The 21789-nt window shown below is 43.1% G+C and carries 24 protein-coding genes; 14 read left to right on the top strand and 10 right to left on the bottom strand.

Features of this window, described 5'->3' with window-relative positions; all coding sequences use genetic code 11:
• The first annotated feature begins 2 nt into the window (after nucleotides 1-2).
• The gene (parE, locus tag F975_RS02935) at nucleotides 3-1883 is read left to right on the top strand and encodes a DNA topoisomerase IV subunit B (RefSeq protein ID WP_004750028.1); all 1881 of its coding nucleotides are present in this window, start codon (nucleotides 3-5) and stop codon (nucleotides 1881-1883) included.
• Between the two features lie 35 nt (nucleotides 1884-1918).
• On the opposite strand, the gene F975_RS02930 is transcribed toward parE, so the two are convergent.
• The 3 genes from F975_RS02930 to alc all read right to left on the bottom strand — a co-directional run bounded on the left by F975_RS02930 (nucleotide 1919) and on the right by alc (nucleotide 3835).
• Complete coding sequence (locus F975_RS02930; RefSeq protein ID WP_228127403.1) at nucleotides 1919-2206, bottom strand: putative hemolysin; 288 nt, start codon at nucleotides 2204-2206, stop codon at nucleotides 1919-1921.
• 121 nt (nucleotides 2207-2327) lie between these two features.
• A complete protein-coding gene (locus tag F975_RS02925; protein WP_004750025.1) occupies nucleotides 2328-2831 on the bottom strand; it encodes an ureidoglycolate lyase in 504 nt (167 codons plus the stop codon).
• Entirely contained in the window at nucleotides 2828-3835 is a 1008-nt protein-coding gene (gene alc / locus F975_RS02920) for an allantoicase (protein ID WP_004750024.1), read from the bottom strand. The genes F975_RS02925 and alc overlap by 4 nt, the downstream gene beginning before the upstream one ends.
• 198 nt (nucleotides 3836-4033) lie before the next feature.
• On the opposite strand from alc, the gene hpxO reads away from it, so the two are divergent.
• Nucleotides 4034-5191: an FAD-dependent urate hydroxylase HpxO gene (gene hpxO / locus F975_RS02915; protein ID WP_004750023.1), complete on the top strand. Its 1158-nt coding sequence runs from the start codon at nucleotides 4034-4036 to the stop codon at nucleotides 5189-5191.
• A 111-nt stretch (nucleotides 5192-5302) separates the two neighbouring features.
• On the opposite strand, the gene F975_RS02910 is transcribed toward hpxO, so the two are convergent.
• The 4 genes from F975_RS02910 to puuE all read right to left on the bottom strand — a co-directional run bounded on the left by F975_RS02910 (nucleotide 5303) and on the right by puuE (nucleotide 8820).
• The gene (locus tag F975_RS02910) at nucleotides 5303-6601 is read right to left on the bottom strand and encodes a hypothetical protein (protein WP_004750021.1); all 1299 of its coding nucleotides are present in this window, start codon (nucleotides 6599-6601) and stop codon (nucleotides 5303-5305) included.
• Between the two features lie 347 nt (nucleotides 6602-6948).
• The gene (uraH, locus tag F975_RS02905) at nucleotides 6949-7272 is read right to left on the bottom strand and encodes a hydroxyisourate hydrolase (RefSeq protein WP_034425623.1); all 324 of its coding nucleotides are present in this window, start codon (nucleotides 7270-7272) and stop codon (nucleotides 6949-6951) included.
• Nucleotides 7265-7771, bottom strand: a complete 507-nt coding sequence (gene uraD / locus F975_RS02900) for a 2-oxo-4-hydroxy-4-carboxy-5-ureidoimidazoline decarboxylase (RefSeq protein WP_004750019.1) — start codon at nucleotides 7769-7771, stop codon at nucleotides 7265-7267. The genes uraH and uraD overlap by 8 nt, the downstream gene beginning before the upstream one ends.
• Before the next feature lie 83 nt (nucleotides 7772-7854).
• Nucleotides 7855-8820, bottom strand: coding sequence for an allantoinase PuuE (gene puuE, locus F975_RS02895; protein ID WP_004750018.1), 966 nt, complete (start codon nucleotides 8818-8820; stop codon nucleotides 7855-7857).
• Nucleotides 8821-9069: 249 nt separating this feature from the next.
• Here puuE and F975_RS02890 point away from each other — a divergent pair, with 249 nt between their 5' ends.
• The 5 genes from F975_RS02890 to F975_RS02870 all read left to right on the top strand — a co-directional run bounded on the left by F975_RS02890 (nucleotide 9070) and on the right by F975_RS02870 (nucleotide 13383).
• Entirely contained in the window at nucleotides 9070-9426 is a 357-nt protein-coding gene (locus F975_RS02890; RefSeq protein WP_004750017.1) for an HPF/RaiA family ribosome-associated protein, read from the top strand.
• Between the two features lie 104 nt (nucleotides 9427-9530).
• Complete coding sequence (locus F975_RS02885; RefSeq protein WP_004750016.1) at nucleotides 9531-10073, top strand: ankyrin repeat domain-containing protein; 543 nt, start codon at nucleotides 9531-9533, stop codon at nucleotides 10071-10073.
• Nucleotides 10074-10095: 22 nt separating this feature from the next.
• Nucleotides 10096-10863, top strand: a complete 768-nt coding sequence (locus tag F975_RS02880) for a transporter (protein WP_004750015.1) — start codon at nucleotides 10096-10098, stop codon at nucleotides 10861-10863.
• Nucleotides 10864-10884: 21 nt separating this feature from the next.
• Nucleotides 10885-12720, top strand: a complete 1836-nt coding sequence (gene dsbD / locus F975_RS02875) for a protein-disulfide reductase DsbD (RefSeq protein WP_004750014.1) — start codon at nucleotides 10885-10887, stop codon at nucleotides 12718-12720.
• 225 nt (nucleotides 12721-12945) lie between these two features.
• Nucleotides 12946-13383, top strand: a complete 438-nt coding sequence (locus F975_RS02870) for a DUF2147 domain-containing protein (RefSeq protein ID WP_004750013.1) — start codon at nucleotides 12946-12948, stop codon at nucleotides 13381-13383.
• Nucleotides 13384-13437: 54 nt separating this feature from the next.
• Here the strand turns inward: F975_RS02870 and F975_RS02865 are convergent, their stop codons facing one another.
• Both F975_RS02865 and F975_RS02860 read right to left on the bottom strand, forming a co-directional pair.
• A complete protein-coding gene (locus F975_RS02865; RefSeq protein WP_004750010.1) occupies nucleotides 13438-13785 on the bottom strand; it encodes a Spx/MgsR family RNA polymerase-binding regulatory protein in 348 nt (115 codons plus the stop codon).
• A 351-nt stretch (nucleotides 13786-14136) separates the two neighbouring features.
• A complete protein-coding gene (locus F975_RS02860; RefSeq protein ID WP_004750008.1) occupies nucleotides 14137-14958 on the bottom strand; it encodes an exodeoxyribonuclease III in 822 nt (273 codons plus the stop codon).
• Between the two features lie 38 nt (nucleotides 14959-14996).
• On the opposite strand from F975_RS02860, the gene pyrE reads away from it, so the two are divergent.
• From pyrE to F975_RS02845, 3 genes are all read left to right on the top strand, one after another.
• Nucleotides 14997-15647, top strand: coding sequence for an orotate phosphoribosyltransferase (pyrE, locus tag F975_RS02855; RefSeq protein WP_004750007.1), 651 nt, complete (start codon nucleotides 14997-14999; stop codon nucleotides 15645-15647).
• Between the two features lie 267 nt (nucleotides 15648-15914).
• A complete protein-coding gene (locus F975_RS02850) occupies nucleotides 15915-16139 on the top strand; it encodes a hypothetical protein (protein ID WP_004750004.1) in 225 nt (74 codons plus the stop codon).
• A gap of 9 nt (nucleotides 16140-16148) precedes the next feature.
• Nucleotides 16149-16472 carry a hypothetical protein gene (locus F975_RS02845; protein WP_004750002.1) on the top strand — a complete coding sequence of 108 codons (324 nt, stop codon included), beginning with the start codon at nucleotides 16149-16151 and terminating at the stop codon, nucleotides 16470-16472.
• Nucleotides 16473-16611: 139 nt separating this feature from the next.
• Here F975_RS02845 and F975_RS02840 read toward each other — a convergent pair whose 3' ends face one another.
• Complete coding sequence (locus F975_RS02840; RefSeq protein ID WP_004750001.1) at nucleotides 16612-16809, bottom strand: DUF3565 domain-containing protein; 198 nt, start codon at nucleotides 16807-16809, stop codon at nucleotides 16612-16614.
• A gap of 117 nt (nucleotides 16810-16926) precedes the next feature.
• Between F975_RS02840 and gshB the strand changes: the two genes are divergently transcribed.
• The 4 genes from gshB to F975_RS02820 all read left to right on the top strand — a co-directional run bounded on the left by gshB (nucleotide 16927) and on the right by F975_RS02820 (nucleotide 21788).
• A complete protein-coding gene (gene gshB, locus F975_RS02835; protein ID WP_004750000.1) occupies nucleotides 16927-17865 on the top strand; it encodes a glutathione synthase in 939 nt (312 codons plus the stop codon).
• A gap of 394 nt (nucleotides 17866-18259) precedes the next feature.
• Nucleotides 18260-19357: an undecaprenyldiphospho-muramoylpentapeptide beta-N-acetylglucosaminyltransferase gene (gene murG / locus F975_RS02830; RefSeq protein WP_034425615.1), complete on the top strand. Its 1098-nt coding sequence runs from the start codon at nucleotides 18260-18262 to the stop codon at nucleotides 19355-19357.
• Nucleotides 19358-19369: 12 nt separating this feature from the next.
• A complete protein-coding gene (gene murC / locus F975_RS02825) occupies nucleotides 19370-20818 on the top strand; it encodes a UDP-N-acetylmuramate--L-alanine ligase (RefSeq protein ID WP_004749998.1) in 1449 nt (482 codons plus the stop codon).
• A gap of 40 nt (nucleotides 20819-20858) precedes the next feature.
• Nucleotides 20859-21788, top strand: a complete 930-nt coding sequence (locus tag F975_RS02820) for a D-alanine--D-alanine ligase (RefSeq protein ID WP_004749997.1) — start codon at nucleotides 20859-20861, stop codon at nucleotides 21786-21788.
• The last annotated feature ends 1 nt before the right edge of the window (nucleotide 21789 follow it).

Here is a 21789-nt window from a genome sequence, read left to right as displayed (position 1 = left end):
ACGTGTCACAATATACGGCTCAATCCCTTGAAGTTTTATCTGGTCTAGATCCTGTACGTCGCCGTCCGGGAATGTATACCGATACCACACGTCCAAACCATCTTGCGCAAGAAGTAATCGACAATGCGGTGGATGAGGCTTTGGCAGGGCATGCCAACCAGATTAGTGTCACGGTCTATGAGGATGGCTCTTTATCCGTTCAGGACAACGGGCGCGGGATGCCTGTCGATATTCACCCTGAATACGGACAAAGCGGTATTGAAATTATTTTGACCAAATTGCATGCAGGCGGCAAATTCAGTACCGACAACTATCAGTTTTCGGGGGGATTGCACGGGGTCGGCATTTCTGTGGTCAATGCGCTATCGAATCGTGTTGAGGTTGAAGTACAGCGTCAGGGTAACTTATACCAAATGGCTTTTGAGCATGGTGAGCCTGTTACGCCACTTGAAGTGCTTGAAGGCAAGGCACCGAAACGTGCGACAGGGACACTGGTACGCTTCTGGCCAGACAGCAAATATTTTGACAATCCAAAATTTGCCTTAAAAGCCTTAAAACATAACCTGAAAGCCAAAGCCGTTTTAGCAGCAGGCTTAAAAATTTGCTATATCGACAAGATCAATAACGAAAAAATCGAATGGCAGTTTGAAAATGGTCTGGTCGACTATTTGATGGATGAACTGCAAGATCGCGAGATTTTGCCGCAGCCTGCCTTTGTATCGCGTGGTGATGCTGAACGTGCCAGTTGTGAGTTTGCCGTGTGCTGGAATGTCGAAGGCGGCGAGCAGATTCAGGAAAGCTATGTCAACCTGATTCCGACTGCGCAAGGCGGTACGCATGTGAATGGTTTGCGTGCAGGCGTGACCGATGCGCTGCGCGAGTTTTGTGAACTGCGTAATTTGTTGCCACGTAACATGAAACTCTCAGCAGAAGATGTTTGGGACGGGGTGAACTATATTTTGTCACTCAAGCTCCAAGAACCACAATTTTCAGGACAAACCAAAGAGCGCCTGTCGAGCCGTGAAGCTTCGGGCATTGTCCAAAATATTGCCAAAGATGCGTTTGCCCTGTGGTTTAACCAAAATGCTGAAACCGCAACCCAACTGGCGGAAATGGCAATTGCCAAAGCCGGTCGACGCCTCAAAGCAGCCAAAAAAGTCGAGCGTAAACGCATCGTAGCAGGACCAGCATTGCCTGGGAAACTGGCAGACTGTGTTGGGCAAACCCGTGAAGAAAGTGAATTGTTTATTGTCGAAGGGGACTCAGCAGGTGGTAGTGCCAAGCAAGCCCGCGACAAGAATTTTCAGGCGATTATGCCGATTCGCGGAAAAATCCTGAATACATGGGAAGTCTCTTCCGATGAAGTTTTGGCTTCGCAAGAAGTGCATGATATCGCGATTGCCATCGGGGTTGATCCGGGTAGTGATGACTTGTCGGAACTGCGCTATGGCAAAATCTGTATTCTTGCCGATGCTGACTCAGACGGTTTGCACATTGCGACTTTGTTGTGTGCCTTGTTTGTGAAGCACTTTCCTGCGTTGGTAGAAGAGGGGCATTTATTCGTCGCTATGCCGCCGTTGTTCCGTGTCGATGCGGCCAAAGATGTGTTTTATGCACTGGATGATGATGAGCTAGAAAGTATTTTAGCCAAGATCAAAACTAAAAATCCGCAAATCACCCGCTTTAAAGGCTTGGGTGAAATGAATGCGAGTCAGCTTCGTGAAACCACGATGGATCCAAACACTCGCCGCTTGGTACAGTTAGATCTGGATGATGTGCAGTTCACGGCAAGTTTGCTGGATAAGTTGCTTGCCAAAAAACGCTCTGCAGATCGTAAGCACTGGCTGGAGCAAAAAGGCAATCTGGCAGATCTGGTCGTTTAAGCAAAATTAAAAAAGAGGGAAATCGCCCTCTTTTTTTATGGGTGCGTTTGTCGGTACAAATCCCATTCATCTTGCTCTTGTCCATTGGGTAATTTGCAGTTGGCAGATTCATTGCCAAAGGCATCTTTTAGATGGCGCAGTTTACCGCCTTGTTCTAGGCAGTATTTACTGGCAGGGTTTGCCATCGCCAGTTGTTTTTCCGAAGGGTTGCTGCTACACGCTGCTAAAAATGCCGTTATGGTAGCAAGGCTCAGTAAAATCAATTTTTTCATCATGGTATGGACAAAAGTTGGCACACTAAACAAGTTTTCTACTATAGCCAATCGAGATTGCAGAAGTTTTATGCTTTTGCAAAGACTAAGTAGGGAAAATGTAGAAACATGTTATTCAATTGGCATATCGGTATGCCAGCAGACAGTCTACCGAAACAGCCTGTTCAGGGTTTTATTCTCGAATCAGTACAGGCTCAGCAAACTCGAACACATCACAGTTGTGTCCTGTACCGAGCCGATCAATCACAGCAAAATCGCTTGGGCTTTCCAACGTCAGAAGGGGATGATGCCATGTCCCTGCACGATAATTCACGCCTTGTATACCATCTGAAATAAATGCCCGAAGGCGCTTTAGATCAGGTTGATCAGCATTTAAATTGGACGCAACCACGATCAGGAATTTCTGTCCTTGCATCGGAATAAATGCTTGAGAACCAACTGGATGCCGTTCCAACATATCAATCTTGAATGGCAAATGTGTGGTCTTGATATTGCGAAAAATACTGATGCCAATCTTGCCCACCGCATCGGTTTCAGTGTGTGCCAAGGCGTGATAGCGCTCGGTATGCGCATCATTAATATGAAAGAAATCATGCCCTATACAACCGATCACTTCGCCGAATTCGGCGAAGTTTTCGATGGTTAATGGTTCAAGCTGAATATTGAGTTGACTCATCCTGTGACTTTACCCCATAAACGGATGCGGCTAATGCCGCCATCTGGAATCATGTTGACGCGAATGTGCGAGATTTTTTCGTGTGCCAAGACCTCATGAATATAACTATGCACATGATCCATTTGCATGTCTTGCGCTTCGAGTAAAAATGGCCAGAACATGCTTTGTGGAATCAGTTGCGGGTCGGTGGCATCTTGTACATACACCGCCTGAATCGATACTTGGGCAGGGAAGTTACCTTTAAAATGTGCAGTATCAATCTCGATTTTTTCAATCAGACCTGCTTGCCCCAAAGCCAGCACACACCAGTCAAAACCCGGGGCACGACGACGTTTGGTTTCCCAACCATCCCCCATATTGACACCACGACCTGGGTTAATCAGATTATGTGGATGACCATAGTGTGCATCACTATAGGAGATTACTCGCCCGCCATTTTCCAGTGCCAGTAAATCCAGTGTCTGGTTGTTGTCTTGGAGCTGAATTTGCACTTCGCCATAGATACGTAAACGCGCTACACCACCATCTGGGAAAATATTCAGGCGAATATGAGTAAAGACCTGATCTGAGGCAATATCAAAAAAGTGATGCTGGCTTGAACCCAGAATACTGTTAGGTAACAGACTATGCCACTTGGCTTGATCAAGCTGATCATCAGGTGCATAGCAGGCTTCCAGTGCAGCCGAAGCAGGATAGTTACCTGTAAAGAAAGTGGTATCGATGTCTAGCCCATAAATCTTGCCCGCCACACCCAGTTTGACGATACACCAGTCGTAGCCTGCATAGCGTTTACGACGGGTTTCCCAACCATCCATCCATTTGCCATGATCATCAAACTTGTCTTCGACAAAAATCGGGGCATCCGCATTGAGCATGCGTTTCGCTTCTGCAAAGAACTCATCGGAGCAGTCAATGATTTTGGCACCAATACGCGCATCGGCAAGATTGGTTAAATGCGTCAGATGTGTAGGAAGTTCAAAAGCAGGAGCGAGTAATGTTGCCATGTAAGGTTCCTGTATGCTGTTATTTTAGTCACTGAAATGAGTCCTTTGCCTATACTAGCATTGTTGTTTATTTAGGGAAGACTGGCAAAAATGTGGCAGTTTTTACGGTAATTGAACACATTCAGCGCAAAATATCGCGTATGGCATGCTTTTGGCATCAAAAATTAAACAAATGCTATAAATATAAAGGAGCTATAGATGGACATTGTGATTATCGGTGCTGGTATGGGAGGATTGACCACAGGAATTGCACTAAAAAAATTCGGACATAAAGTAACCATCTATGAACAAGCAGAAAAAATTCTTCCCGTCGGTGCCGCCATTTCGTTATGGTCAAATGGGGTTAAATGTCTGAACTATCTGGGATTATCAGAAAAAATCGCCAAACTGGGCGGACAAATGAATGATTTGGCTTATGTCGATGGGCTGACAGGGGAAACCATGACCCAGTTCAGCTTGCAGCCGCTCATTCAGGAAGTTGGGCAGCGTCCTTATCCTGTCTCGCGTGCCGACTTACAAAATATGCTGATGGATGAATTTGGTCGCGAAGACATTCATTTGGGCAAACGCATGCTGGCTTTGGAACAACAGGAACAGCGAGTAAAGATTCAGTTTGCCGATGGAAATGAGATTGAAGCAGAGCTTTTGATTGGTGCAGATGGAACACACTCATTAACCCGTGCTTACGTGCTTGGAGGGCAGATACAGCGCCGTTATGCAGGCTATGTCAACTGGAATGGACTGGTGGATATTTCTGAAGATTTAGCGCCTGCTGAGCGGTGGACGACTTATGTCAGTGAGGGGAAGCGAGCATCACTGATGCCTGTGGCGGATCAGCGTTTTTATTTCTTTTTGGATGTGCCATTACCAGCAGGTCTAGAGAATGACCGCAGCCAGTATCAAAGCCAGTTAAAACAATATTTTCAAAACTGGTGCCCACAAGTGCAAACCCTGATTGAGCGACTGGATCCGCAAAAAACCAATCGGGTAGAAATCCACGACATTGAACCCTTTTTACAGTTTTATAAAGGTCGTGTCGTGTTGGTGGGTGATGCCGCGCATAGTACCGCTCCTGATATTGGGCAAGGGGGCTGTCAGGCGATGGAAGACGCGATTTATTTGGCGCGTGCTTTACAGATCAATACTTTGGGTATTGAAGATGCCTTGTCTCGCTATCAAGAAAAACGTAATGAGCGTACCAAGGAAATGGTGTTACGTGCCCGCAAGCGCTGTGATGTAACGCATATGAAAGATCAAGCAACTACACAAGCTTGGTATAGCGAACTGCGTCAGGAGCAGGGACCACACATTATGCAGGGGATTATCAATAACATCGTGGGAAATGTACTGGATTAAACCTGATTTGAAATAATAAAAGCAAATCAATAAAAAAGATGCCTTGAGGCATCTTTTTTAACAACTTGGTCAGATAGCACTACCGTTGAAACAGTAGTTATACCAAGGCACTTAGAAGTTGTAAGTGATTCCAAAACGGTTTTGCAAGAACAGGTTGGCATCGCCTTGGAGTTTCTGGAAGCCAACAAATTCAGACAGGCTCAAGCCTTTGAGAGAGCCTGTGAAATTATAGAAACCATAGAACATCACTTCATACATGTCATTGTTGAGGCTGCTCAGTTTTTTGTAGCTATCGTTCACTGCAACATAGCTTAAACGTGTACCGACAAAAGCGTTCTGACCAAATGGAGAAGAAAGCTCCGTAGTGTAGAAATCGCCAGGTCCTAAGTCCTGAGTACTGGTAAAGAACGGCTGTGCAAAGTACGGATCAGAAGATGTATTGTGAGCATAAGGTGTTGGCAAACTACCTAGACCCCAAGCATTATTTTTCTTGAATACATGGTCATAACCAATACGCCAAGTCAGTTTGTCCGTTGGCTTAAGCTTTAACTGAGCACCAAGAGATGTGCTGTCGACTTTACCAAATTGGGCATCACCAATGTCATTGGCATAAGCGGCTTGCACGCTGACTTCAGGGTTCCATTTAACTTTGGTAAAACCAAGATTGGCTTCGCCGTAATACAAGTTGAATGAGTCTTCATAACTCTCTACCCATGCCTGAGTTTTTAAGTATTTATCATTCAAGTTGAATTTTTTACCTAGACCGAAACTGGTGACATGATCAAGATGAGTATCTAAAGTTGAGTCGTCATTATAACGGTCACGGTGGGTAAAGTTGTCATCACCATAGCTTTTGTATTTATTAATATAGGTCACACGCACGAAGTTATCGGCATCACCGTACTTCATGTCAACGCCTTGATATAACCATGGCTGTACACGATAGTCTGAGTAATCACCCATAAATGGTAAATCAAGCCGTTGGTTACCTACGGTTACAGAGAATTTATCTTGTTTCCAGTTTAGGTAAGCTTCGCCAATACCAAAAGTCCCATCTGATAATTCAGAAACGCTATGAGAACCGTGTGAAAGACGGTTTTGACCTTCAATCCCAACAACTGCCTGGAAGCCGTTGTAACGTGCTGTTTTGTAATTCACGTAACCACCTGCAGTAGTGGTATCTTCGCTACGTCCAATGCCAATCTGATCAAGAAAGTAAGCATTGTGTGTTGAGTAAGAAGCCAAACGTAAGCTACCTTCAACCGTACCACAGCTAAACATTTGTGAAAAATCTCTGACATTCGCGGCCTTACAAGCGTCATCGCTAGATAATGGCAATGCAAAAACTGAAGAACATAAGCTGCTAATACCACATAATAGAAGCGCTTTTTTAAGGCGAATGTTGCTCATTGTAGACTTCCCCACGAAAATAAACTGGTTTGCAAGCAAGATGCAAAAAACTGACCAATTTTAAACAAATTTCGCTGGGATGTAGCTATTGATTAGACAAATCGACAGCAGATCGTTGAGAAAAACGATAGAAAAGCCGAGAAAGTGTGAGAGAACAATAGGAGTGACGCGCTTTTTAATAATTCATCTGTAAAAACACCATTTAAAAACTCACGGCAAAAAGTAGGGTTTTACATAGTATCCTGCTTGGAATTAGTGCAGAAAATGAATTAATTTTGACCATTTGGTCTGACTGGTATAATCCTGCAGCTTGGCAGAATCATACCTTGTCGTCAGCAATTTGCTGCTTAACTCCCCCGATAGGTAGAGTAAGCAAATGGGCTAATCAGTAAAGGCACATGATAGTGCTCTTGTGGATCTGCGACATAAAACTGGATACAGACTTTAGGGAAAAAAGTCTCAAGTTGTTTCGATGCGAAGTAAGGTAAAATTTCATATTCAAGCTGATATTCGCCTGCAGTGATGGCAGTTAAGCCAAAATCTTTTAGACGGCCATCTGCATCAGTTTGGCCTTGCCCAAGTAATTTATGGCTGGCTGCATCAAATAACTTCACGTTTACAGCCGCAGCAGGTTTGCCTAAGTGCGTATCTAAAATATGGGTACTAATCACTTTCGATTCCCAGTTCCAGACGATGCAGAGCAATCCCCGCAAGCTGCTCATGAACCACCTGTTTTTCAGTCTCTAGGTCATTTTGCAAACGTTGCTGTAAGGCTTCAAAAATATCCATATGCGTCAGCCCAACGGCTTTAATTAAAAAGATAAAACCAAATTTTTGTTCATAAGCCAGATTGGCTTCATACAGCGCATCAGTCGTCTCGACACCTTGGTAAATGAGGGCCTGTTCTTTTTGTGAAAGAGCCTGCTCTTGTGCTGATAAAGTCTGTTTTGCCTGTTGTTCCCCAATGCGTGGATGAGCATCTAATGCGGCTTTAATGTCTGCCCACGTCCATGTTTCTGTTTGCATTTCTGCTGCATTGATCAGGGTGTGCTTGCTTGGATAGGGACGTTGTTCAGAAAGTGTTCTTACCCAAGAGGAAATATGGACACAGTGTTTTAAAAATTCTTGCGCCTGTGTCTCGGAGAGTTGGTTGAATTCTGAGAGTTGCATAATTATGTCCAGTTTATTGTTGCTTTTAATTATTTAAACATGTGCAATCATGGCTTAAAAAGCAAGAGCCAACACAGATTTTTTTACTTTGGATAATGATGTTGATACCAATGCTCGGCAATATCCTGACGGCGACAAATCCATACCCGTTCATGGGACTGAATGTAATCCAAAAAGCGTTGTAATGCCTTAAAGCGCCCAGGCTTACCTAAAATTCGGCAGTGCATGCCAATCGACAGCATTTTTGGCGCAGTATCGCCTTCCGCATACAACACATCAAAAGCATCTTTTAAATACTGATAAAACTGCTCGCCATTGTTGAAACCGCTAGATGAACAAAACTTCATATCATTGGATTCTAGGGTATACGGAATAATCAGATGTGGTCGGCTTTCACCTGCTGAGTTGGTCAGGGTGGTCCAAAAGGGCAGATCATCACCATAATAATCACTATCATATTGAATTTGTGGAAATTCAGCTAAAAGTTGGCGAGTATTCTGGCTATCGCGTCCTGTGTACCAACCGACTGGGGCTTTACCAAAAAGCGTTTCCAGTACACTGATCGCCTGATCCATATATTGGCGTTCTTGTTCAATCGACATGCCTTGATAATGAATCCAGCGTTGTCCATGCGATGCTACATCGTAGCCCGTCGACTTGATTGCTTCGACCACATAAGGATTACGAATCAGTGCCATACCGACACCAAAAATGGTCATGGGTAAATTACGCCGTTGAAACTCCTCATGGATACGCCAGAAACCTGCACGCGAACCATATTCGTACATGGAATCCATCGACATGTGTTTGGCAGGAAAACTGGCTGCGCCAATAATGTCTGATAAAAATTGCTCTGAGCCTGCATCGCCATGCTCAATATGGTTTTCAGATCCCTCCTCATAATTCAGTACGAATTGCACCGCAATTTTGGCTTGATGTGGCCAGTGAGCTTGAGGAGGGGATCCATGATAGCCAATTAAGTCACGAGAGTAGGGGGTGGAACGAATACAATCGATGAGTGCCTGACCACGCAAGTAAGAAGTTGTCACGGTTGGTTTCCTTTTGATCGTTTTTTTGCAAAATATGCTTGCATATTTTCGAGTATAGCCTGATATTTAAAACATAAGGACACCGAAACAATATGCAAAAATGGTGACAACACCTTCTGTTTAGGAAGAGTAAAAGCTTATAAATTTAAGTGTTTTTACCATCGTGCATCATCAGGTTTCAGGTGCATTTACATGGATGGTTGTTTTGTTTTGCACAGCGCAGATCGATGAAATAAGAGAGGATTAATTATGAATATTGAAATCCGTACAGATAAAAATATCCAAAATAGTGAACGTCTAATTGGTTATATACGTGCAGAACTTACGAATGAATTTCAACGTCACAGTGAACGTATTACTCACTTTTCAGTACATTTGAGTGATGAAAATGGAGATAAGGGCGGAGATGACGACCTACGTTGCATGATTGAAGCACGCCTAGCAGGATTGAAACCGATTGCTGTATCACATAAAGCAGGTACTGTGGATGCTGCAATTCATGGGGCAATCGAACGCCTAAAACGTAGCCTAGAACATGTGATTGAGAAAAAAGACAATCCTCGCGCTAAACCGCTTGAAATTGAAGAAGAAGAAGACGAAGCTTAAGTGACTGATTTTTCCAAAAAAGCTCCTTCGGGAGCTTTTTTATTGTCTTTGATATTGGATTTCTTGTTAAACTGGCTTGAGCACATTGCCATTGAGAACCCATCATGCTAACGACATCACAACATGCCTTGATTGATGCCATTGAACAACTTGACCCAGCCAAAGTACAAGACCTGTTATCTCAAGGGCTTGATCCTAATTTTATGGATCCTCAAAAAGGCTTGCCAATTACTGTGGTTTGTGATGGCTTGTTCCTGTGGTGGGAAACGCTGTGTGATGCTTGTGAGGCAGGACAACCTTTGTCAGAACAACAAAAACAGCAACTACTACAGCCCCATCTTGAAATTTTAGATGCCTTGATTCAGGCGAAAGCCAATGTGCATTTGTGGGATGCGGAAGAATTTTATGGACCACTTTGGGATGCAGCCAGCGCAGCATGTGTTCCTGCAGTGCAGCGGTTGCTGGATGAAAAAGTCAACCCAAATACGTTGGATGATGAAGATTTAACCGTGTTATCATCAATTAGCCAATTATTTTTTGAATGTGACTATGATGAAATCGATTGGTCACAAACCTTGCCAGAGCAAAAGCAGACTTTGCAGTTGCTTCGTGAGCATGGTGCAAAAATGACAAAAGAATTAACTTAACGCTTAATCCTTGAGAATATCTATGAAACTATGGCAAACCACGGCATTCGCACTGGCTTCAACAGTGAGTATGCATAGTCTAGCGACTGATTTTTCTTTTGACCGTCCAGGTTCAGGCTTTGGGACAAGTATTACCCCAGTCGGGCAACTGGCATGGGAACAAAGCTTGCCAAGTGTATCTTATACAAAGCAGGGTACGGCTGACGGTTATGAGAAAACTACAACAATTCAGACTGATATGCTCTTTCGTACGGGTCTGACCGACAGTATGGAATTACAGTTGGGTTGGCAAGGGCCAGCTTGGACACAAATCCGTCGTGCAGGTCAAAAAATCAATGATAATGGTCTGGGAGATGTATCTGTCGGGGTCAAAAAAGCCATTGATTTACAAGATGACCAAATGACTATGGCGGTTTTAGGTAAAGTCTCCTTTGCGACAGGTAATCGAGGTTTTAGAGAAAATCAAGATACCTATACTTTGGGTTCAACAGTGGCCTATCAGCAAAATGAATTGCTGAACACCAGTATCACCATGTTTTATGAGATGCAGGATGGTCGCTGGTCATGGACAGCTATTCCGACTTTAAAGTATAAGATCGCGAACAAATGGTCAGGTTTTTCGCAGTTTGTTTATCGTAAACAAGAAAGTCAGGCTGAGCAGACTTCGTTGGCAACAGGCTTGATTTACAAGCTTAACAATCGCACACAATTCGATGCCAGTTTTGGCGTAGGTTTGAGCGGTGATGTACCTGACTACAGTGGTGGTTTTGGCGTATCCTACCTGTTCTAAATTCAATGAGCAGATCTGCCGATGCGGTTGCATGTCAAAAAAACGGCAATATTGTGGCTAGCCTTACAATATTGCCTATTATTGATCGTATCTTTTCCTGTATTCAGCCATGCCGACGAGTTGTTGCCTGCTGAACAGGCATTTCAGTTTTCGGCGGAATCTCTCTCTGATCATCAGGCAAAACTGTCCTGGAAAATCCAGTCGCATTATTATCTGTATCAGCAAAAATTTACGGTAGAGCAGGGGCAACAGCAACTCACACTTAAATTCCCGCAAGCCGTCTCCCAGCACGATGATAATTTTGGGCAAAGTCTGGTGTACTTTAATCAGGTCAGTTTTAGTATTCCAACACAACCCAATCAGAGTTATCAGGTGACATGGCAGGGTTGTGCCAAAGACCGTTTGTGTTACCCACCGCAAAAAATCACCATTCGCACCGATGCCGATGGTCTGATCAGTATGCAAGATCAGGTGCGTACCCAGTCTAGTTTGCTTGAACTTTCACAGCAGCAATCCACATCACTAGATTCCAATACTTTAAATACCACAGCAGCGGTCGCAGAGACGAAGAATACCCACCCGCCAACCACCACAGTTTTAACCGCCGATGATGAAGTCTGGTCACAGCGCCTCAGTCAACATTCTTTTGTGTATGGGTTACTGTTGTTCTTAGGCTTAGGAATTTTGCTGGCTTTTACCCCATGTTCTTTACCGATGATTCCTATTTTGACTTCGCTCTTGATTCGGGAGCATAAGGGTTTAAAAGCATGGAGTATTGCACTGGTCTTTGTATGCAGTATGGCATCGGTTTACGCAGTTTTGGGTGTGGTGGCATCTTCATTTGGCTTGAGCTTTCAGCGCTGGTTACAGCAGCCGAGCATTTTAATGGCATTTAGCTTGTTATTTGTGGTCTTTGCGCTGAACCTGTTTGGTCTGTTTGAAATCAAATTGCCACAGACATGGACACATCGCTTAGATCAGGCACAGTCTATGCAAAAAGGGGGGTCCTTACTTGGTGCCTCAGTCATGGGGGTGATTTCTGCTTTGCTGGTCGGGCCGTGTATGACAGCACCTCTTGCAGGCGCTTTACTGTTTATTTCTCAGACCCAAAATCCATGGCATGGTGCAGTTTTACTGTTTAGCTTAGGCATGGGAATGGGAGTCCCAATGCTGCTGGTCAGTTTACTCGGCTCCAGAGCCTTGCCCAAAGCGGGGCTATGGATGATGCAAGTTAAGGTGGTCTTTGCATTTATTATGTTGGGGCTGGCGCTGTATTTTATTCGCCCTATCTTGAATAGCAGTGCGTGGCAACTCCTGAATGTATTGCTGCTGGTGAGTTTTATTGCTTATTTGCTTTATGGCACAGTGAAACATGTGCGCGGTCTAAAATGGCTGTATGCAGCTTTACTGCTGAGTCTGGTGCCTGCATACGCTTACCAGCAATACCAGTGGTGGCAAGGTCAAAATACTGTTGGGACCTCTACTCAGGTGCAATGGCATGTTGCCAAGACTGCTGCCGAATTTCAGACGTTGCTTGCACAAGCTCCTCAAGGGCAGGCTATTTTGGTTGATGTCTATGCTGACTGGTGTGTGGCATGTCAGCCTATTGAACATCAGATATTGCCACAACCGCAGGTACAACAGGCACTTGCGCCATTTTATCTGATCAAGCTGAATTTGAGTCAGTATGATGCTTCGCATCAGGCGTTATTGAGTCAATGGGATATTTTGGGGCCACCAACCTATTTGTTTTTAGACACTCAACATCAGGAACTACGCAGTTTGCGTTTAACGGGTGAATTTAAAATGGCTGCACTGCTTCAGCGTTTGCAGCAACTTGCGCAAAAAACGCAGTGATTGGAGTTCAAAATGCTTCATTTAAAACGGCTAATGTTTATCCAGCTTTTTATCTGATGTGGTCTTGCTTGACATTTCCTCTTGCAAGGGAACAGCATAATATAGGATGATCTTGTAAATATTGTTACAAGGCAACACTAAACGGTCACACTGAGAAATTGCAAATTGGCGGTGTATTTTGAATACTGAAGATTGGCAATACCATAGATGATTAGGGAAGAAATAATGAAAAAAATGTTACTTGCATTTGGACTATTTGGTGCCGCGATGGCTGCACATGCAGCAGATCAGCTCAATGGAACAGTTTGGCAAACTATTGATGATGAAACCAAAAAGCCTAAAGCAATCGTTGTCTTTACCGAGCAAAAAAATGGCACATTGTCTGCAAGTATTCAAAAAGTACTGACCCCTGGGGAAGAAAATAGCTGTACCAACTGCGAAGGTCCCTACAAAAACAAACCATTACATGGTGTGACGATTGTACGTGGTCTGCAAAATGTGGGGGGTAATCAGTACGATAATGGTTCAATCCTTGATCCGAAAAATGGCAAAACCTATAGCCTAAAAGGTCAGCTAATTAACGGCGGCAAACAGCTTAAAATTCGGGGGTATTTGGGTTTTTCTGCGCTTGGACGTAACCAGACTTGGAATCGTATTCACTAACATCTGATATTTAAAAAATAAAGCCTAGACACATGTTGTCTAGGCTTTATTTTTTTACTTTAAGTTGCGGTAAGCAGCCTCATCGAAGCCAACAACGAAGCCTTGAGCAGTTTGCAGCACAGGGCGTTTAATTAAACTGGTATGTGTGATGAGTGCCTGAATCAGATTGTCTTCGTTTGTAAGCGCTTGCTGTTGTTCAGCTTCGCTGAGTTTACGCCATGTGGTGCCTTTTTTGTTTAAGATCTGGTCTTGTCCACAGGTATCTAGCCATTGTTTGACTGTTGTTGTATCAATGCCTTGCTTTTTATAGTCATGAAACTCGTAGCTTAAACCTAATTCATTCAGCAGATCGAAGGCTTTTTTCATGGAATTACAGTTTTTGATACCGTAAATTTTCAGCATATTCATTACTCATCTATCAATATGACAAATGAGCTTAACCAAAAAATCTGTTTTCGGCTATGTTTATCTTGTTGGGAAAAATGGGTATTTCAAATAGAGAAAACCCGCATTAGATCATCCTGATTATGCGGGTCTCATTTACAACGTCCGATGTCACATCCTTGAAAAATAATCTAAGAAACTTAGTTTATTTTTACTTCATCCTACGGCGTCCTATCCTTTTGCTGTCATCCTGACATGTCCTTGTGCCGTGCGTGTATATTGCTACAAAGTGATGTCAGAAAAAAGCATTTTAGGCGACAATGGATGTAAGTTATTTTTAGTAGTTTTGTGAACATGTGTTCACAGAAATTAATTGAGCTGATAGTCAATAATAACAGGTGCATGGTCACTAAACCATTGGTCTTTATAGACCCATGCGTTCATTGTGCGCGTTTTCCAGTCAGGTGAACAGGCCTGATAGTCAATTCGCCAACCGACATTTTTCGCACGGGCTTGTCCGCGATTTGACCACCAGGAATACAGTTCTGGTTCAGGGCGCACCACACGGAAGGTATCGACATAGCCCAGTTCATCATAAATATGGTCAAGCCATGCACGTTCATGAGGGAGGCAGCCTGAAGCTTTTTGATTGCCTGACCAGTTTTTAATGTCAATCCGTTTATGTACGATGTTGTAGTCGCCACAGACAATGATGGATTTATTCTCATCACGCCATTGCTTCAGGATTTTTTTGTATTCATCTAAAAATTGATCCTTACGGATTTGCGCTTCTTCACCTGAAGAACCTGAAGGTAAATACAACGATGCAATATGTACAGGTTGCTCTAGTCCTAAATCAAATTCGGCACAAATAAAACGCCCTTGTGAATCTGCCAGTTCAAAGCCCAGACCATCCCGAACCGAGAGAAAGGGGAGTCGGCTATAGATTGCCGTGCCCGCATAACCTGCACGTTCTGCTGGAAAGAGATGCGTATGCCAGCCTTCTGGTTTAAATTTGTCTGTCCATTGGGCATGGGTAATACGACTTTCCTGAATGCAGACCACATCAGCATCGGACTGTTCTAGCCAGTCCAGCAGACCTTTGGTCACAGAAGAACGTAGCCCATTTACGTTAATCGAGACGACGCGTAGAATTTTTGCCTCACTTGGATAGTGATCCTTTGGTATCATGCTCAAGTCTTACCTTAATATCTAAATTTGGAGCCCTCATGACAACGCCATCTCAATTTAACCCACAGGCTTTTATTGACCTTGCTTTATCACGAGGTGTGCTGAAGTTTGGTGAGTTTACTTTAAAATCGGGTCGTGTTAGCCCTTATTTTTTCAATGCAGGCTTACTCAACGATGGTGAAGCATTATCATTGCTTGCACAAGGTTATGCGGATCAACTGATTCAGTGTGACAATGTTGAAGTTATTTTTGGGCCTGCATATAAAGGGATTCCATTTGTTGCTGCAACGGCTGTGGCATTATCACAAATTCATGGTAAAAGTGTGCCTTGGGGCTTTAACCGTAAAGAAGCTAAAGATCATGGCGAAGGTGGTGTTTTGGTCGGTGCTGCTGTTGAAGGTAAAAAAGTCTGGATTATTGATGATGTGATTACCGCTGGTACAGCGATTCGTGAAGTGGTCACCATTTTGAAAAATGCAGGTGCAAGCATTGCGGGTGTGTTGGTTGCGTTAGATCGTCAGGAACGTGGTCAGGGTCAACTCTCTGCAATTCAGGAAGTGCAAAAAGAACTTGAGATTCCTGTACATGCACTGATTACCATGAAAGATTTGATGGATTATCTAGATGCCAAAGGTGAGAAAGAAGCTCTAGCCAATATGCAGGCATACCGTGAGAAATATGGTATCTAAGTTTATATTTACCTAAATAAAAAAGGAGGCTAAGGCTTCCTTTTTTATTTATTATTTAAGTAAATTGTTGAGTGGATTTAATTTAAACGATAAAACATTGATTAAATAATAGTCGTGAAATGTGAAAAATCATGAAAAGGCCGTTGCACTGTGTGGAACCCTGAATAGGATTTGATTAAGGTATTGATAGTAATGATAAATTTTAAGAATTTTGTATAAGGTTTATTATGTTAACTTTAGAAGCATTTAATAATTAAGAGTCTAACAATGACTAGAGATGAGCTTATTAAATTATTAAAGCAGATGAGAATCCATCAAAGTAGTTATTCTTTTGATGAAATCAAAAATTCTGAATGTATTAGTGTATTAAAACAAAAAGAAGAGTGGCGTGTTTACTATACCGAAAGAGATAAGCCTGAGCTTTTATTTTCATCAAAAGAAGAAGGTGATGCCTATAGATTCGTAGCTAATCAGTTTGAAAGATGGAGCTAAGATTAAAATATGCAATTAATAGAAATCAAACCTTATTATTGGGAACTATATAAAGATAATGACGGGATGTATCTCAATGTTATTATCAATGTAAGAATAGTGAGTTTCGAAAAAGCTATTATCCTCGATGAGGAAGCAATTCAAGGTTATATAATCCAAGGAAAAGAATTTATTGATGGACTAGCTAAAAGAGTTGAAAGCAGTCACTTTAGAAATGATTACGATAGATTTTATTCTTATCCAGATGTATCTAAAGAGCAAAGCAATAAAATGAATGAAGCATTTAAGCTATGGGCTTCATCCTTGGATAAACCTTATGAACCCTATATTTAATATAATGGTTTATATGTTGAATTAATTAAAATCATCAACTTGATTCATTTTAAAGAATCCAAAAACTAGAGAAATGCCAATTCTGCAACAAGTCGGCATTTTATGAAGTAAATCTCTTATCTTTTGCCAATAAAATTACTTATTCGAAATTTTCCTCATTACACTTCTTACACTCAAGCATCATCCCCAATTTTTCCTGACGTCCTTGCTCAGTCATGACCCAAGGGCGGTTCTGCCACGGTGGCGTATGCCGTACATGTTGGGTATGCCCACAGGCCAGATCAGCAACCCAGTGTTGTTCTTCATCTAAATGAAACCCAATAATCGCCTGCTGCATGGGTTCCTCCTTTATTTTCTTGCAAATAATATATGAGGCTTTACTGAAATTCAGAAAAAGACCGCCACAATCTCCGCTATACTTTTTCTCATCAAAAAATAGCTAGAGTAAAAAATCATGCGTGTACTGGTTGTGATGGATCCCATTGAAAATGTCAATCTGAAGAAAGACTCGACCATGGCAATGCTATGGACTGCGAGTCGCCGTGGACATGATTTGGGGTATGTTTTACAACAAGATTTATATATTGATCAGGGTAAAGCCTTTGGCTTGATTGCACCACTGAAAGTTTTTGAAGATTATCAGCATTATTACGAACTGGGTGAAAAACAAAAACAATCACTGGCGGATTACGATGTGATCTTAATGCGTAAAGACCCACCGTTCGATATGAATTTTGTCTATACCACCTATATTCTGGAGCAGGCAGAACGCGAAGGTGCATGGATTATCAACAAACCACAGTCATTGCGTGACTGCAATGAAAAACTATTTGCAACCCAGTTCCCTGAGCTTCAAGTTCCAACTCTGGTCACATCACAAGAAAGTTTGATGCGCGAGTTTATTACTGAACACGGCGATGTGATTGTTAAACCACTGGATGGTATGGGGGGAATGGGAATTTTCCGTTTATTCCAAGACGGTGTGAATATTGGATCGACGCTTGAGCTATTAACCCAAAATGGTCAGCAGCCGATCATGGCACAGCGCTATATTCCTGAAATTGTGGAAGGGGATAAACGTATTTTGATGGTCAATGGCGAACCGATTCCTTACTGCTTGGCACGGATTCCGCAAAATGGTGAAGTGCGTGGTAACTTGGCAGCGGGTGGTTTAGGACAGGCTCGACCATTGAGTGAAAATGACAAGCGAATTGCTGAAAAAGTCGGCCCATTCTTACGCGAAAAAGGTTTGGTGTTTGTTGGATTAGATGTGATTGGTAATTACGTTACTGAAATTAATGTGACCAGCCCAACCTGTATCCGTGAAATCGATGCTCAGTTTGGCACTTCGATTGCTGATACATTATTTAATGTGCTAGAGCGGGGGCGTTAATTCACTCCTGTGAGCTGTTTAGTCGGTAAAAATATTCAAAATCCGATAATATGAGCGTATCAAGGTACGCTCATCAATTTTTAAGACCAGCATCAATAACATATTGAATATAAATCATATCGATTTCTTATGATCTAAAAAAACTGCCTGATGAAGGGTTGTGTATCGACTGAGTTGATTTGCGTGCTTACCGTGAGAGAAAAATACCGAACTTGTCGTGATTTGAACAAACAGATGAAGCATGATTTAGCAAGAATGTGAGATAACAAGATCAGTATCACTTTAATTAATCAATATTTGTTTAAATGACGTGAAAATCATTCACGCCAATAAGACTTTATGATTAAAATAAGCCAAGAAATTTACGTAACTTGCACAGCTGAAGTATTTAACCGTGACCAATTCTCAATTACAAAAACCGAAACATGTCATGATGATGGCTGCTGGTACGGGTGGACACGTTTTCCCTGCATTAGCCGTGGCAAAATTATTACAACAACAAGGTCATCGTGTCTCTTGGCTGGCAACTCCAGCAGGCATGGAAAACCGTTTGTTAAAAGACCAAAACATTCCGATTTATCAGATTGATATTCAGGGTGTACGTGGTAATGGTTTACTACGTAAACTGGTTGCACCATTTAAAATTTTGGGCGCAACTTTAGCCGCGATGCGCTTCATGAAACAGCAACAAGTCGATGTGGTTGCAGGTTTTGGTGGTTATGTTGCAGGTCCAGGTGGTTTGGCTGCACGCGCGCTTGGAATTCCTGTACTGATTCATGAACAAAATGCCGTTGCGGGCTTTACCAATGTACAATTGGCACGTGTGGCAAGTAAAATTTGTCAGGCATTTCCAAATACGTTTCCTGCATCGAGCAAGGTTGTGACGACTGGCAACCCTGTACGTAAAGAAATTACCGAGACATTAACACCGAAATGGCGTTACGAAACCCGTGAACAAGCCCATCAACCGCTGAATATTTTGGTGGTCGGCGGCTCACTCGGCGCACAAGCACTGAATGAAAAATTGCCAGAAGCATTTAAACAACTCAATGTTGAATTGCATATTATCCATCAGTGCGGGCAAAAACAGCTTGCTGAAACGCAAACTCGCTATGCGAATGCGCCGCAGCAGTTACAAGTGCAAGTGGTTCCCTTTATTGAAGATATGGCAAAAGCTTATAGCGATGCCGATCTGATTATTTGTCGGGCAGGTGCGTTGACAGTGACGGAAGTCGCAACCGCAGGCGTTGCCGCCGTTTTTATTCCACTGCCAAGTGCGGTCGATGATCATCAAACCGCCAATGCCCGTTTTCTTGAGGGTATTGGTGCAGCAAAAATCTGTCCGCAAGCCAGTATGACCCCTGAAAGTTTACAGCAATTATTGACTCCGCTGATGAATCGCCAGTTACTCTCTGAAATGGCAACTAAAGCGCGTCAACACGCACAACCAGAAGCCACACAACATGTGGTGGATTTAATCCAAGCATTATAGTTAGAGCATCGTATGTCATCGACAACCCCAGTAGATCAAGTCAACAAACTTATCAAAGTGCCTGAAATGCGCCGTATTAAACACATTCATTTTGTGGGAATTGGTGGTGCAGGGATGTGTGGTATCGCTGAAGTTTTAAAAAACCAGGGGTATTGCGTTTCTGGTTCAGACATCAAAGCCTCTAAAACCACAGCGCATTTGGAAGAAAAAGGCATTCAGGTGTACATCGGGCATGCAGTTGAAAATGTGCAAGATGCCAATGTCTTGGTGGTTTCAACTGCAATTGATCATGAAAACCCTGAAGTCAAAGCAGCACTTGAAAAGCGTATTCCTGTAGTGCGCCGTGCAGAAATGCTAGGCGAGTTAATGCGTTATCGCCACGGGATTGCAGTTGCAGGTACGCACGGTAAAACCACAACCACCAGTTTATTGACGACCATGCTGGCAGAAGAAAATCTCGATCCAACTTATGTGATTGGTGGTTTACTCAATCGTACAGGTGTCAATGCTGCGCTGGGTGCGAGTCGTTATATTGTGGCTGAAGCAGATGAATCTGACGCTTCATTTTTGTTTTTACAGCCAATGGCTGCCATTATTACCAATGTCGATGCGGATCACATGGACACCTATGGTGGTAGCTTTGACAAATTAAAAGATACCTTTATTGAATTTATTCACCGTTTACCTTTCTATGGCTTGGCTGTAGTTTGTGGTGATGATGCCAACGTGCGTGAAATCATGCCGCGTTTTGGTCGCCCAACGGTCACTTATGGTTTTAATGAAGATAATGACATTCGTGCGGTTGAGGTTGAACAAGATGGTATGCGTTCGCACTTTACCGTTTTACGTAAAGATCGTGAACCACTACGTGTCACCATTAACCAGCCAGGTTTGCACAATATCTTAAATGCCTTGGCAGCGATTGGTGTCGCAACCGATGAAGGGGTTTCTGATGCTGCAATCTGCCGTGCTCTGGAAGGTTTTAGTGGTGTAGGTCGCCGTTTCCAAGTACAAGGTGAATATCCACTGGGTGAAGGCAATGTCAAATTGGTTGATGATTATGGTCATCATCCAAAAGAAGTTGAAGCGACCATTAAGGCCGCTCGTCAGAGCCATCCTGACCGCCGTTTGGTCATGTTGTTCCAGCCACACCGCTTTAGCCGTACCCGCGATTGTTTCGATGACTTTGTTGACGTGCTGTCACAGGTGGATCAGTTACTTTTACTTGAGGTTTATCCCGCAGGTGAAAAACCAATTGTCGGGGCGGATAGCCGTTCATTGGCGCGCAGCATTCGCTTACGTGGTGAAGTTGAACCAATTTTGATTGATCCAGTTGAGGGGAATCTCGAAAATGTCATTCAAAAAGTGTTACAACCAAATGACTTGTTATTAACACAAGGTGCGGGTAACGTGGGTGCAATTTCGGTTGAGTTAGCGCAAAAACGCTTATTTATAAAATAATCCCGCTTGGGTGGTTTGCTTAGATTTAAGGATAAAAAACGTGTCAAATGCTTCAAAATTCGGCAAGGTTGCAGTGTTATTGGGTGGACGTTCAGCAGAGCGTGAAGTTTCCTTAGATAGTGGTCGAGCGGTTCTTGAAGCATTGTTGCGTTCAGGTGTCAATGCAGAAGCATTTGATCCACAAGAACGTAGCGTGACTGAACTGGTTGGCTATGATCGTGCTTTTATTGTTTTGCATGGTCGTGGTGGTGAAGATGGCCAGATTCAAGGTGTGCTTGAGTGGTTAAATATTCCATACACAGGTACGGGCGTACAAGGCTCGGCGATTGGTATGGATAAAGTCAAAACCAAGCAAGTTTGGCAAGGTTCAGATTTACCAACAGCACCTTACCGTATTATTGGTAAAGATACTGACTTAAACGAAGTGATTGAAAGCCTTGGCTTACCTTTAATTATCAAGCCTGTGCATGAAGGTTCAAGCGTTGGTATGAGTAAGGTCGAAAAAGCGGAAGACCTTGCTGCTGCGATTGCCAAAGCCACTCAGCACGATGCTGTCGTTATGGCAGAAAAATGGATTACTGGACGTGAGTTCACCATTTCATTTTTAAATGGTCAGCCGTTGCCAGTGATTCGTTTGCAACCACCTGCAGATGTGGCTTTTTATGATTATGAAGCCAAATATCAGCGTAATGACGTGCAATATGGCATCCCTTGTGGCTTGAGTGAGTCAGATGAGCAACGCTTACAAGCATTATGCTTACGCGCTTTCCAATCAGTTGGTGCAAGCGGTTGGGGCCGTATTGATGCCATGCAGGATGAACAGAACAATTTCTGGTTGCTGGAAGTGAATACGGTTCCAGGTATGACCAGCCATTCGCTGGTGCCAAAAGCGGCCAAAGCAGTTGGTTATGATTTTGACAGTCTTTGTGTGGCTATTTTAGAACAAACCTTGACGGAAACGGCTCGCTAAT

Source organism: Acinetobacter brisouisimilis (assembly GCF_000368265.1).
Classification (GTDB): domain Bacteria; phylum Pseudomonadota; class Gammaproteobacteria; order Pseudomonadales; family Moraxellaceae; genus Acinetobacter.
This window is presented reverse-complemented; position numbering and strand designations above follow the sequence as displayed.

Bases quoted from the DNA above. Each gene is read 5' to 3' on its own strand.
- F975_RS02885 (WP_004750016.1), top strand. From the start codon at position 9,531: ATGCTAACGACATCACAACATGCCTTGATTGATGCCATTGAACAACTT.
- F975_RS02870 (WP_004750013.1), top strand. From the start codon at position 12,946: ATGAAAAAAATGTTACTTGCATTTGGACTATTTGGTGCCGCGATGGCT.
- F975_RS02845 (WP_004750002.1), top strand. From the start codon at position 16,149: ATGCAATTAATAGAAATCAAACCTTATTATTGGGAACTATATAAAGAT.
- F975_RS02840 (WP_004750001.1), bottom strand. From the start codon at position 16,809: ATGCAGCAGGCGATTATTGGGTTTCATTTAGATGAAGAACAACACTGG.
- hpxO (WP_004750023.1), top strand. From the start codon at position 4,034: ATGGACATTGTGATTATCGGTGCTGGTATGGGAGGATTGACCACAGGA.
- F975_RS02890 (WP_004750017.1), top strand. From the start codon at position 9,070: ATGAATATTGAAATCCGTACAGATAAAAATATCCAAAATAGTGAACGT.
- F975_RS02880 (WP_004750015.1), top strand. From the start codon at position 10,096: ATGAAACTATGGCAAACCACGGCATTCGCACTGGCTTCAACAGTGAGT.
- gshB (WP_004750000.1), top strand. From the start codon at position 16,927: ATGCGTGTACTGGTTGTGATGGATCCCATTGAAAATGTCAATCTGAAG.
- F975_RS02860 (WP_004750008.1), bottom strand. From the start codon at position 14,958: ATGATACCAAAGGATCACTATCCAAGTGAGGCAAAAATTCTACGCGTC.
- F975_RS02865 (WP_004750010.1), bottom strand. From the start codon at position 13,785: ATGCTGAAAATTTACGGTATCAAAAACTGTAATTCCATGAAAAAAGCC.
- F975_RS02925 (WP_004750025.1), bottom strand. From the start codon at position 2,831: ATGAGTCAACTCAATATTCAGCTTGAACCATTAACCATCGAAAACTTC.
- uraD (WP_004750019.1), bottom strand. From the start codon at position 7,771: ATGCAACTCTCAGAATTCAACCAACTCTCCGAGACACAGGCGCAAGAA.
- dsbD (WP_004750014.1), top strand. From the start codon at position 10,885: ATGCGGTTGCATGTCAAAAAAACGGCAATATTGTGGCTAGCCTTACAA.
- alc (WP_004750024.1), bottom strand. From the start codon at position 3,835: ATGGCAACATTACTCGCTCCTGCTTTTGAACTTCCTACACATCTGACG.
- pyrE (WP_004750007.1), top strand. From the start codon at position 14,997: ATGACAACGCCATCTCAATTTAACCCACAGGCTTTTATTGACCTTGCT.
- F975_RS02910 (WP_004750021.1), bottom strand. From the start codon at position 6,601: ATGAGCAACATTCGCCTTAAAAAAGCGCTTCTATTATGTGGTATTAGC.
- F975_RS02850 (WP_004750004.1), top strand. From the start codon at position 15,915: ATGACTAGAGATGAGCTTATTAAATTATTAAAGCAGATGAGAATCCAT.
- murC (WP_004749998.1), top strand. From the start codon at position 19,370: ATGTCATCGACAACCCCAGTAGATCAAGTCAACAAACTTATCAAAGTG.